Origin of the sequence: Terrimonas sp. (assembly GCF_003075435.1) — a bacterium.
Taxonomy (GTDB): Bacteria; Bacteroidota; Bacteroidia; order Chitinophagales; family Chitinophagaceae; genus Agriterribacter.
The window spans coordinates 1-12,350 of the sequence record NZ_QCZJ01000050.1 but is presented as its reverse complement, the minus strand read 5'-3'; the positions used below and the strand labels follow the sequence as shown (position 1 = coordinate 12,350).

At 39.6% G+C, this 12,350-nt stretch carries 10 protein-coding genes; 9 read left to right on the top strand and 1 reads right to left on the bottom strand.

The features are described from left to right. From DC498_RS25385 to proC, 6 genes are all read left to right on the top strand, one after another. Positions 1-206 (top strand): RagB/SusD family nutrient uptake outer membrane protein (locus tag DC498_RS25385; RefSeq protein WP_116876929.1); only part of this gene is annotated, 206 nt, incomplete at its 5' end. 91 nt (positions 207-297) lie between these two features. Continuing rightward, positions 298-1,113: a phytanoyl-CoA dioxygenase family protein gene (locus tag DC498_RS25380; protein WP_116876928.1), complete on the top strand. Its 816-nt coding sequence runs from the start codon at positions 298-300 to the stop codon at positions 1,111-1,113. A 2-nt stretch (positions 1,114-1,115) separates the two neighbouring features. Then, the gene (locus DC498_RS25375; RefSeq protein ID WP_116876927.1) at positions 1,116-1,946 is read left to right on the top strand and encodes a sugar phosphate isomerase/epimerase family protein; all 831 of its coding nucleotides are present in this window, start codon (positions 1,116-1,118) and stop codon (positions 1,944-1,946) included. Between the two features lie 129 nt (positions 1,947-2,075). After that, positions 2,076-4,445 carry an alpha-L-rhamnosidase-related protein gene (locus tag DC498_RS25370; protein WP_165813963.1) on the top strand — a complete coding sequence of 790 codons (2,370 nt, stop codon included), beginning with the start codon at positions 2,076-2,078 and terminating at the stop codon, positions 4,443-4,445. Between the two features lie 79 nt (positions 4,446-4,524). Beyond that, positions 4,525-5,595 carry an ADP-glyceromanno-heptose 6-epimerase gene (gene rfaD, locus DC498_RS25365; RefSeq protein ID WP_240628097.1) on the top strand — a complete coding sequence of 357 codons (1,071 nt, stop codon included), beginning with the start codon at positions 4,525-4,527 and terminating at the stop codon, positions 5,593-5,595. Between the two features lie 2 nt (positions 5,596-5,597). Next, positions 5,598-6,398: a pyrroline-5-carboxylate reductase gene (gene proC / locus DC498_RS25360; RefSeq protein WP_116876925.1), complete on the top strand. Its 801-nt coding sequence runs from the start codon at positions 5,598-5,600 to the stop codon at positions 6,396-6,398. 155 nt (positions 6,399-6,553) lie between these two features. Here the strand turns inward: proC and DC498_RS25355 are convergent, their stop codons facing one another. After that, complete coding sequence (locus tag DC498_RS25355) at positions 6,554-9,358, bottom strand: hypothetical protein (protein WP_116876924.1); 2,805 nt, start codon at positions 9,356-9,358, stop codon at positions 6,554-6,556. Between the two features lie 355 nt (positions 9,359-9,713). Here DC498_RS25355 and DC498_RS25350 point away from each other — a divergent pair, with 355 nt between their 5' ends. From DC498_RS25350 to DC498_RS25340, 3 genes are all read left to right on the top strand, one after another. Beyond that, complete coding sequence (locus DC498_RS25350; RefSeq protein WP_116876923.1) at positions 9,714-10,466, top strand: LytR/AlgR family response regulator transcription factor; 753 nt, start codon at positions 9,714-9,716, stop codon at positions 10,464-10,466. A gap of 123 nt (positions 10,467-10,589) precedes the next feature. Further along, on the top strand, positions 10,590-11,684 hold the full coding sequence (gene rhaT / locus DC498_RS25345) for an L-rhamnose/proton symporter RhaT (RefSeq protein WP_116876922.1): 1,095 nt from the start codon (positions 10,590-10,592) through the stop codon (positions 11,682-11,684). Positions 11,685-11,707: 23 nt separating this feature from the next. Next, a partial coding sequence (locus DC498_RS25340; RefSeq protein WP_206197747.1) for a class II aldolase/adducin family protein occupies positions 11,708-12,350 on the top strand: 643 nt, incomplete at its 3' end.

The window sequence follows — 12,350 nt, the reverse complement described above, 5'->3', positions numbered from 1 at the left end:
TGGCGTTTGAAAATCATCGTTGGCTCGATTTGCTACGCAGTGGTAAAGCGATAGAAAAGATCACGGCAAAAGGTGTTGCACTGAAAGCACAATACGGCTGGATATTACCCGCAGCGTTTAATATCACACAGGATAAGTTTATCTATCCTATTCCTGCAAGGGAAATACAAATTAACTCCAACCTGCAACAAAACCCGGGATATTGAGTGGTAGAGATAACTTCACTCAATATTCAATCAAAAATAATTAGCCTGTTCTATCAGGACAGGCTAATTATTTCTATAAAAAAAGGAATTTATGAATACATTTTTGACAAATGAACAAATTGAAAGTTATCAAAAGGATGGTTATTTGATTGTTGAAGATTTTCTCAGCGCCGAAGAACTTGATTTGTGGCGAGAGGCTGTAACAGAAGCTATACAGGAACGTAATGGTCGAAAAATGCCAGGCAAAGATGTTAAAATAGGAGACGATGATGGGATTAATAAAGAGAGTGATTATTATGGAAAAGTATTTGATCAGATGTTGAACCTTTGGCAGACTAACGAAAGGGTAAAAAAAATGATGTTAGATGAAAGGATAGGTAAGATGGTAGCATTGCTTGCCGGTTGGCAGGGTACACGTATATGGCATGATCAGGCATTGATAAAAAGGCCATGGGCAAATCCTACATCCTGGCACCTGGATACTCCTTTTTGGTCGTTTAGCGATCGGCAGGCGTTGTCAATTTGGGTAGCCCTCGATGATGCTACACTTGAAAATGGATGTCTTTATTTTATTCCCGGCTCGCATCACACAACACGTTTTGAAAACCCGGGTATCGGAAAAAATATGGATGCGATTTTTGATTTCTATCCTGAGTACAGGAAATCAAAATCTGTAGCGGCGCCTATGAAGGCTGGAAGCTGTTCTTTTCATAACGGATTAACAATACATGGGGCGGGAGCTAATATGACCAATGGATTCAGGCGCGCATTTACCTGTGCTTATATGCCCGATGGGGCAGTCTTTAATGGTATTCAAAATATTCTTACTGACGAGCAGGTGAATCATATGAATATCGGAGATGTTTTAAATAATGATAAGCAAAATCCCCTGATATATAAATCTTAAAATTGAAATTAAAAATTCTTTGCCCTAAATGGGGTTTTGAAGAAATGGATATTGAGCCCTTCCTGGTTAAAATAAAGGAAGCCGGTTATGATGGTATTGATACATGGGTGCCTGATCATCCTAAAGAAAGACAAAGGTGGACAAGGTTGCTGGAAGAATATGAGTTAATTATGGTGAGTCAGCAATACCAGGCTTCCGGAACGAATATTGAATCGTTTTGTAAATCATTTGAATATTTTTTATACTCCGCTACAGAAACTAATCCCATCCTGATTAATTCTCATACCGGCAGAGACTTTTTTACATTAGATGAGCAATTGATGTTGCTGGATACCGCATCAGCATTTAGCGCAAAAAATAATATTGAAGTAGTACATGAAACGCATAGAGGGAGTATAGGATATAGCCCGGCAAATGCGCAGGTATTATTCGATCTTAGAGAGACAATGAAAATAACTGCAGATTTTTCTCACTGGGTTTGTGTAACGGAAAGCTACCTGGATGGCTATAAGGCGGTGCTTAATGAAGCAGTAGAACGCGCAGCGCATATACATGCACGTGTAGGATTTCCACAAGGCCCTCAGATACCTGACCCCCGAAATAATATATGGGTTGATGCAGTTCAGACATTTCTGCAATGGTGGATCCGGATTGTTAATAATGCGAAAGAAAGAAAAGAAAAGCAAATTACCATTACACCTGAATTTGGGCCACCACCATATATGTGGACAAGTATTGAAGATAATAAACCCATAGTATCGCAATGGGAAATTAATCTTTTTATGAAGGAAATATTGCGGAAGAATATTGATGAAAATATATTGCTTGCTTAATTGAAAATAGTATTAATTGAAAAAGATGGTGTTTTATATAATCGGTTTTTAAAGTGAGTTAAAATTTTTATTATATTATTTATGCGGTCGCCTTATAGTACAATAGGTCTTATCCTGATAATATGTGCAATGTTATTGACAGCAGCCAATGCTCAGGTTATTGAACCCTATAAAAAAATACATGGTGGAAAGTTTCAAAAAACAAAGCATAAAAATTCGCCTGATCCTTATGTAAATTACAGATGGATAAGCACAAATGCCGATGATAGCCTGCAGGTATATGAGCTTTTTCCAGGTAGTGTGCAGGCATCGCCTGCAACATCTTTTCAAATCAAAGGTTCATCTGTTATCGTTCAGGGAGAAGGAGAGATTTTTTTTGATTTCGGTGTTGTAAGTGCTGGCTGGGTAGAGTTTGAATCGGAAGATATGAATGGAGAAGTGCTGGCAAGTATCAGCGAATACCAAGAACCTGCAATATTGAATGCCGGGGCTCAGCATCCTGTAAAAACACTAAAACCTGTTAAATATGGAAATGCCTATAGGCTGGAGCTTAACAATCTTTTGTACGAAGGGGTACGTTTCGCGTGGTTGCATGTAAATAGTTTTAACTCAAAATGGCATTTGAAGAATTTTAAACTTGTCTGCCAGATAAAACCGAGCAATTACAACGGCAGTTTTTATAGTAATGATACCATGTTAAATCGAATATGGTATACAGGAGCCTATACTGTTAAGCTAAACCTGCTGCAGGATTATTTTGGAGCAATTCTTATGGAAAGAAGTGACAGGCATTCCTGGACTGGTGACGCATATCCATCACAGGAAGCATCGCTGTCAGCGTTTGGAAACTTTGACTTTGTGCGCAAGAATATTTTATTTACTTCTGTTCAGGATAATGGAATTGCTGCGTATGCTATCTATTGGGTACTTGGCTTACTTGACTATTATCAGTATACAGGTGATAGTGCTTTCTTAAAAACACTAATGAATAATGCTCACAAAAAACTGCAGGTGGCTTATGATCATTTTGATAATCTTCCGAAACTTGTATTTATGGGTTGGGATGAGAGATTGGGTGCCGGCTTTGAGCAGCCTGATATATCTGAGCCGCAGCAGGCTTACCGTTGGCTTTGTATAAATGCATGGCGAAAATTTTCGGCAGCACTGCGTTCAATTAATGAAGACAGCTTAGCCAATAAATTTGCAGAATATGCTGATACCAGGCAAATGCAATTATTGAATGACGACATGGCTTTAAAAAAAATGGGTATACACGCACTTGCCGAAGCTATGAATGCCGGATTATATCAATCTGCAGATTTGTTAACCCTGTTTAATGAGCGGTGCAAAGATCGTAATGAGCGATTATCTTACTCATCGTTTAATCAATATTTTATTATTCAGGCATTAGCTTTAACAGGGAAATATGTTGATGCATTATCAACTATTAATGATCATTGGGGCGGGCAAATAAAGTATGGGGGCACTACTTTTTTTGAGGTTTTCCGACCCTCCTGGAATGATGCGTTATTGCCCAATAGCGCCCCTGTAAATAATCAATGCGGCTATACAAGCCTCGCGCATCCCTGGGGTGCCGGCGTGGTGCGCTGGATCTCAGAAGAAATCCTTGGGGTAAAAAATCTTTCATTAGGTTTCAGAAAGTTTCGTGCAGCGCCTAATATTACAGGTGGTTTAACTGAAGTGGCGGGAGATGTGCCAACGCCGTATGGCAATATTAAAGTAGCTATAAATGTACTTAAAGGCAATTTTGTAATAGATGTGCCACAAGGCACCGTGGCCGGTGAAGTTGGTATCCCTAAAATCGGGAAACAAATTCAGCAAATAATTTTAAATGGTAAAAAGATATTGCCAGCCGGGGAAGATAACCAGTTCGTATACCTGAAGAATCTTGAGCCGGGTAAATACAATATCAAATTTAAATACAGTGAAAAAGCATATCATTTTAAAACTGACAGCACTGATTTGAAGTATAAAATTTCGACATTTAAGATAGCTCCTGCCATTTCAAATGCTTCAGTTATTCCTGATGAAACGGATGGCTGCCTGCAACCTGCAGACGATAAGTCATTAACTAAATTCAGAAAGCCCGGCTATGTAGATTCTGTTGTAGTAAGAAGAGCCGGACAACGGCGATGGAATACAAAAAATGCACCTGAAGGATCATTACCAACGCAATATGCTTTTATTACAAAAGACCCTATACCAACATTGCAAACATTTCCTCTTGATGTTTATAGTGAAAAAGGAGTTTCTTATGATATCATATTGCATTTTATAGATCCGGATTCAAAGGGAAGAAGATGTGCATTTGAAGTTTTTGATCTCGAAAACTTTGAATTACTTGCCCCTGCTCAAATTGTTGACAATATACAAACAGGTAAATTAGTACGTTTCAGGGTTGATCGTCCTGTGCGGATACGGATTAACCAGGTACGGGGGCCTAATGCTGCTTTAGCTGGTATTTATTTTCATCAATAGTTATCTCTGCTGTTTTATGGGCTGATTGTGCCGGGTGTGCTAATTATAACCAGGTAATGTCAGGCTTTTTTTCATTAAGATGGCTAACAATACGATAACCTTAAGGTTGATAGCCTCTATTCCTGTAATTTTGCCGCCAAAACTAACATATACTATGGCAAATGGGGTGGCTATTACCAAAGAAGATATTATATTGATAACAGGCGCTGCCGGCTTTATAGGCAGTTGTTTAACCAGCTATCTGAATAAGCAGGGCTATGCAAATCTTATACTGGTTGATGAGTTTGAAAGGGTTGATAAAGCGAATAACCTTGAAGGCAAAAGGTTTATTCATAAAGTAGAAAGAGATGAACTGCTTGAATGGCTGGAAGAACATAAGCCGGAAGTGAAATTTGTGTTTCACATGGGTGCCCGCACGGATACTGCTGAGTTTAACTACGAAGTGCTCGAAAGGCTGAATGTTGAGTACTCCCAGGATTTATGGAACTATTGCGTGGTTTACGATATACCCTTTGTGTATGCGTCATCAGCGGCTACCTATGGTGATGGGGCGCTTGGTTACAGCGATGGCATTACTCCTCAAAGACTGCAGCCGCTTAATCCTTATGGCGTATCAAAAAATGAATTTGACAAATGGGTGCTGAATCAGATCAGCAAACCGCCGTTTTGGGCTGGTTTAAAGTTTTTCAATGTGTATGGGCCTAATGAATATCATAAAGGCCGTATGGCGAGTGTGATATTCCATTCGTTTAACCAGATCAAAGAAAATGGTTTCGTAAAATTGTTTAAATCTCACCGTCCTGATTTTGAAGACGGGCAGCAGCTCCGTGATTTTATCTATGTAAAAGATGTGCTTAAAGTATGTGTATGGCTAATGAAAAATCAGCCACGGTCAACCATATATAATTTGGGTACGGGTAAAGCAAGAAGCTTTTATGATCTGGCAAAAGCAACATTTGCAGGGCTGGGGAAGGAACCTGATATCAGGTTTATAGATATGCCGGAAGATATCAGGGATAAATACCAGTATTTTACTGAAGCGGATATGTTTAAACTGAGAACAGCGGGATATAAAGATGAATTTTTTACACTTGAAAATGGCGTGGAAGATTATGTACGCCACTATTTAACGTCTGAGAAATATTATTAACAATGAATAAGAAAATCGCGATAATAGGAGGAGGTAATCTTGGAACCGCTGTTGCGGAAGGATTAATACAAAGTGGTTTTATTACTCCGGGGCATATTCTCATTACAAAAAGAAATATCAGTACACTTACACATCTTGAAGAAAAAGGTGTACTGGTGAGCAATGACAATACGGAAGCGGTGAAATTTGCGGACCTTGTAATTCTGGCGGTTAAACCTTTCCAGGTAGACGAAGTATTGGGCAGTCTGCGATTATTGTTTGATGAAAACAGGCATGTGCTGGTTTCTGTAATAACTGGTATTACCACAGAGCACATTCATAGTATACTCAATAAAAAAATTTCTACGGTCAGGGCAATGCCTAATACTGCTATTGCCATACAACAAAGCATGACCTGCATCAGCGCGAGAGACATTACCAGCGACCAATTGGAATATGTAAAAGATATTTTCAACCAGTTGGGGAGAGTGGTAGTGATTGAAGAGAAACTAATGGATGCCTCTACTGTGCTTGCTGCCTGTGGTACTGCATACGCTATGCGCTATATACGTGCCAATATACAGGGGGGTATTCAAATAGGATTTGATGCAAAAACAGCAAGCCTTATTGCCGCGCAAACTGTTCTCGGCGCCGCACAATTATTGCTGCAAAAGAATACCCATCCTGAGCATGAAATTGATAAAGTAACTACACCTAAAGGATGCACTATAGCAGGTTTAAATGAAATGGAGCACCAGGGTTTCAGTTCATCTTTAATTAAAGGTATTGTAGCGAGCTATGATAAGATCGCGAGTGACCAGTAATTAATTTGAAAATGTGATGATTTGAAAATTTGAAAATGAGACGAAGCAGGGCACATTTTGTTTGAATTTTTATATAGATGATGTGGTAGATATATGGATTGGAATTATTCTAAGTACCGCTCCTCTCCATTGCATGGAGAGGGGTTGGGGTGAGGTTACCTGCTTATTAAATTCACCGGCATTATAAATTCCCAGCGGTTGGCATTTTTTAATCCTGCAATATCAGTGTCCAGTAACCTGCTGTACCGTATACCAAAAGATACCGGCTGCTGGTTCCACCATTTTGTATCAAAATAAATTTCCGCGCCTGTGCTGCGTAAAGTAAAAATCTCTTTGGTACGCAAGCTTTGTATTTGCGCATTGTCAAAAAAAGCATTAGCCCTTACACGTAAAAAGTAAACGATCTGCCCAAAGCCCCAGTCGGGATACCATAATGGGAAATGATAATTAGCGCCCAGCTTCCACATACGGGGTGCGTCAATAGCTTCATATCCTCTTGCAAAAGGAAACAGGTTAGAGAAGCGATACCTGTTAACGGTATCGCGCTGCTGAAAAGCGCCTGTTAATACAATACTGTGATTAACTCCGATTCCCGGAAAATATAAAGAACCTGATGCGAGCAGTTGATGTGCTTTGTTGTTATCAATCATATTCCTGTACCTCAGCAAAAAAGTTTGTGCATACCTGGGATTAATATTCTGAGTGGCTTTTTGCACCTGGCTTGTCCAGCTTACAGACGATTGCATGAATTGAAATAAAGGAGAAACAAGGCTGTCTTTATATTTACCTGTGACATTTAACTGGTTAATATTATACGAAGATGAAAGCGAAAGGAATTTATACCACCTGCCGCTGGTAAAATTCAATGGTACAGTTAAACCTATGTTTGCATTCAATTCATCCCAGTGGATGGTGCGGGTGCTGTCGCTGGTTTTTCGGTCGAAAGCATAATATGCACCCCCTGTAATCCAGGGAAATAAAGCACCATAAGTTCCTGAAAGCCCTGCCTGGTGACTTTGCTCGTTTTCATTATACGTGTAGGAAACCTGGGATTGAAAAGTATTCAGTACATTTTCTCCATACAAGGTAAAGCTCCATTCCGGTTGTTCGTAATATGGCCGCCAGCTATGAAAATTAAAAGGATGGCTTAGTTTGCTATACCGGCTAACTGTATAGTTATCTTGAGGTAAGCTGCCGGGGCCGTATTTACTGGTTTGTGATAATCCATTAGGCACAAACATATCAACAGCATTCACGGAAAATGTACTTATAACAGGTTGCCAGTCAGCAGAAGACAGTTGTTTTTCTTTTAATTGATAGCCGGTAGGGGTAAAGCTGCTCCAGGCTAATTTGCCATTTTCGTTTATGCATGGCTGGTAGGCGCCAAGACTTTCATTCGTTAACCTGTAAATATTTTTTGCAGGGATGTTTATTGCGAAAATATTATCATGTCCGGCGCTGGTGGCGGAATAAAATAAAGTATCACCCTTTATAAAAAGATACCCATTCACATTATAGCTCCAGGGTATAAGCGGGTTGATAGCTTTGGTGTTTATATCAATGAATACGATGCTCATCATGCCAGATTTATTCCTTGCAGAAGCTATGATATTATTGTCTTTATAAAATTTAGGAAAGCTGAACATTTCAATATCTCCGGAAGGAGAAATTTTTTCCAGCACCTGCCCGTTTCCTGCGTCAATAATATGAATGCTGTTATGCTGATCAGGTAAAAATTCAACAGCAGCAACCCTCTTCCCGTCATCAGAAATACCTGGTGTATAGTATTTGCTTTTATGCGTTAGCTGTTTAACGGTGTTAGTATTGATGTCAAGTATTTTTATAATGCTGTAATCTCTTTGATCCCATCTTACGGAAGGCTGCATTGCAGTGTAAACAATTTTATTAGCTGCATAGGCGTAATAGTCATCATCGCCGATATCTTTTACCCGGATTTTCTTTTCACCGTTTTTAGAAAGCATATACCACGCTGGTCTTTCGCGGTATGTTTTTTTTAGCGCGATAATAGTGTCACTCCCCTTAAAATAAGGCGCTATATAATTACTCACATAGTGGTTGTTTCCCTGTGTTATAAAGGCAGCATCCGAAAAAGCGGCATCTTGTTTTTTGTAAAACAGAAAAGCATCGTTTACAAAATTTTTGTATGATAGCTTACTATATTTTTTTACTGCTTTTTGAAAAGGATAGAATAATCCCCTGAATCTTGCGGCGTCATCCGTTACATTTGTCCAGAAATGATCGCCGTATGCCTCTCTTCCATAAGCGGTGAGCAAATAACCCAGTGCATAATGATCAGGAATAAAATGACGCAGCGACCCATTGCGCAGCTTCATAAAACTATACTCTTTACCAGATTGCCATAGTGATCGGTAAGCATTAAAAAAATAAGGTAATCTCCCCCTTCCCTGTTCACTGACGGCAGTTTCCTGGAAAACGGCATCGCCTTCGAAAAACCAGTTGGGTATGGCGGCATTATTAGCAACAGCCTGGCCTTCTTCACCCAATATAATATATGCCAGCTTTGATAAGCCTTTGCGATAATTCATATACTGCTGCACATGCCTGTATTCGTGCAGGGTAAGGTTATCAATCCAGGGCAGGCTGCCGAGCGAAAAATTATCAGGCGACGGCGTTAAATAAAATTCACTGCGCCAGGGCGCAAGTCCTACATACCCGTTAGAGGTTGTGGCTTGATTTTGTAAAACAATAGTGATCTTTCGAAGACTGTTGCCTGCCGTTGCTGAAGTTGTTTTATGGAGATAATGCGCAATAGCCGCGGTACGTTGCGCGGCCGTATCAAGCCCTGCGGGGAAAATAATTTTTGCTTCACCGGTTTTTATCTGCTTCCATTTTAACGAAGGCGGATTTCCGCCAAATTGCTGGGAAAAGGCAGAAACAGTTATTATTAGAACAGTGATTAAAAAAAGATATCTTTTCATAATACATATTGCGTCATAAATATACGCTCAAAAAACGGGTGAAGGTTTCAGGGATTTCGCTTTTAAGTTCCCGGCTTACCGGTTGCAATATTCAGTGGTTATTTCACAGAGGTACACGAAGGGTACACAAAGAGCCACAAAGAATAATAAAACGCTCTGTGTAACTTTGTGTATGCTTTGTGGCTCTTTGTGTAGCAAATCCTGTTTCGCCGATGCGAACACCGGGAACCTGATTTTCAGTTCATCCGTAATCATGTCATTATAAGCGAAATCTCTGGGAATACACCCCAAAAAATCATATTATTGAAGGATTGTTATTATTTTTAATCATTTCCAAACCACTGTTCCGATTGATATGATCAATGCCATAATAGTAGATGATGAGCGCCATTGTGTGGACCGCCTTTCAGGTTTATTGAATGATCATTGCAGATCGTCTGTTCGTATATTAGACAGCTATAATACCATTGAAACGGCAATTGAAGGAAGCTTAAAGCTGCAGCCTGACCTTGTTTTTCTTGACATGCAGATACACGATAAAACCGGGTTCGACTTACTGAAAGGCATAGACGAAATTAATTTCGACGTAATTTTTACAACCGCTTACGAAAAATATGCAGTGCAGGCTTTTAAGTTTAGCGCTGTAGATTATTTGCTAAAGCCCATTGATGCGGACGAATTGAAAAACGCGGTAGAACGGATGCAGAAGCGGTTGTCCAAGATTGAAACCGCTCAAAAAATAGACAACCTGCTGGATAATATGAAAGCTATGAATGCCGCCTCAAAAAGGATAGGTATTCATACCGTAAGTGGTATCAGTTATATAGCGGTAGGCGATATCATACGTTGTGAAAGTGATATCAATTATACCACGATTTATCTGACAGGAAATAAAAAAATGGTAGTAGCAAAAACACTTAAAGAATTTGAAGATCTGCTGGCAGAATATAACTTTTTCCGTGTACATAATTCCCATCTTGTCAACCTTTCATTGGTAAAAAATTATTATAAGGGCAAAGGCGGCTATATTACAATGGAAGATGGTAGTAATATTGATGTTTCAACCCGACGAAAAGATGATCTGCTTAAAAAGCTATCCGGTATATAGGAATGTCTTCTATAAAGGTGAAAATTGTGGGTTTTAAGCCATGACAGCACATGATGGGTTTATGATATTCATACAATACTTTTGGTCATCAGATTGCATATTTCCATTTGAAAAAATTTAAGGATGCAGGTTATATTAGGCATTATTTATCACTTTATAGGCGGTTTTGCTTCAGGTAGTTTTTACATCCCTTATAAGAAAGTTAAAGGTTGGGCCTGGGAAAGTTACTGGATAATAGGCGGTTTATTTTCATGGCTTATTGTTCCTCCGCTTGCGGCATATTTAACTATCCCTAACTTTTCTGAGATTATAAAGCATACAGATGGCGCTACCTTAGGCGTTACTTATTTATTTGGATTGCTTTGGGGTATAGGCGGACTTACCTACGGGTTAGGTGTTCGTTATCTCGGGGTATCTCTCGGTAACAGTATTATCCTCGGGCTTACAATGGTACTTGGCGCTTTAATCCCTTCCATGTATTACCAGTTCTTTCCAAAAACAGGTAAAGATACTTTTGGTATGCTGGTTACTACCAGTTGGGGGCTTACAGTACTGGCAGGGTTGGCTGTTTGTATACTCGGCATTATCTTATGTGGCAGGGCAGGTAGTTTGAAAGAAAAAGAATTACAAACAGTGGCAGCTGATCCACACGGCGGTGCAGAAGTGAAAACAGAATATAAATTCGGGCTTGGGTTACTGGTTGCTGTTATTTCCGGCGTACTCAGCGCCTGCTTTAATTTTGGTATAGAATCTGGTAAATCAATGGCGGAAACAGCTAATGAGTTATGGAAAAATGCAAACCCGGGGCAGGGAGAGTTTCTCTATCAGAATAATGTAACCTATGTAGTGATTTTATGGGGCGGCTTAACTACCAATTTTATATGGTGTATGCTCCTGAATGCACGCAATAAAACCTTTGGCGATTATACCAATAGTAAAACACCGCTGTTACGCAATTATATATTTTCAGCTTTGGCAGGTACCACCTGGTTTCTTCAGTTCTTTTTTTATGGAATGGGTGAAAGTAAGATGGGAAATGGACCAAGCTCGTGGATATTGCATATGGCCTTTATCATTCTCGTAGCTAATATGTGGGGTGTTATTTTAAAAGAATGGAAAGGTGTAAGTTCAAAAACAAAATTCACTATTACTGCAGGCATTATTACAATTATTATTGCTGTACTGCTGGTAGGATACGGTAATTCTTTAAAACCTTAATTTTTAAAACTAAATATTAGTTTATGTCTTCTGGTACAAAAACATTTAAGCACGTAAGTTACCTGTGGGAAGAATCCAAAGCGGCTGAACTGGCAGGCGATGAAGTGGCATTATTGATATACCGTTCCAATTTACTTGGAGCGGATTTGAGACTTACCAACTATGGCGGTGGAAACACCTCATGTAAAGTAATCAGTAAAGATCCTTTAACCGGCACGGAAACAGAAGTGATGTGGGTAAAAGGCTCAGGAGGCGATTTGGGAACATTGAAAAAAAATGGTTTGGCTGCATTGTATGTGGATCGTTTAAGAAGTCTTAAAAACGTATACAGAGGCTTGCAGTATGAAGATGAAATGGTAGAACTGTTTAACCATTGCATTTTTGATCTTGCTTCAAAAGCACCTTCAATAGATACGCCGTTGCATGGTTTTCTTCCGTTTAAGCATATTGATCACCTGCACCCCGATGCAGCCATTGCAATTGCTGCGGCTAAAGACGGCAAACGCATTACCAAAGAATTATTCAACGGAAAGCTTGGCTGGGTAGAATGGAGAAAACCCGGCTTTGAACTGGGGCTTGAGCTGAAAAAATGTCTTGACGAAAATCCAGGTATCCGTGGTATCATGCTCGGTTCTCATGGTTTATTTACCTGGGGTGATACTGCTT

Coding starts and splice junctions, on each gene's coding strand:
- proC (WP_116876925.1), top strand. CDS start 5,598: ATGAATAAGAAAATCGCGATAATAGGAGGAGGTAATCTTGGAACCGCT.
- rfaD (WP_240628097.1), top strand. CDS start 4,525: ATGGCTAACAATACGATAACCTTAAGGTTGATAGCCTCTATTCCTGTA.
- DC498_RS25370 (WP_165813963.1), top strand. CDS start 2,076: ATGTTATTGACAGCAGCCAATGCTCAGGTTATTGAACCCTATAAAAAA.
- DC498_RS25380 (WP_116876928.1), top strand. CDS start 298: ATGAATACATTTTTGACAAATGAACAAATTGAAAGTTATCAAAAGGAT.
- DC498_RS25355 (WP_116876924.1), bottom strand. CDS start 9,358: ATGAAAAGATATCTTTTTTTAATCACTGTTCTAATAATAACTGTTTCT.
- DC498_RS25350 (WP_116876923.1), top strand. CDS start 9,714: ATGATCAATGCCATAATAGTAGATGATGAGCGCCATTGTGTGGACCGC.
- rhaT (WP_116876922.1), top strand. CDS start 10,590: ATGCAGGTTATATTAGGCATTATTTATCACTTTATAGGCGGTTTTGCT.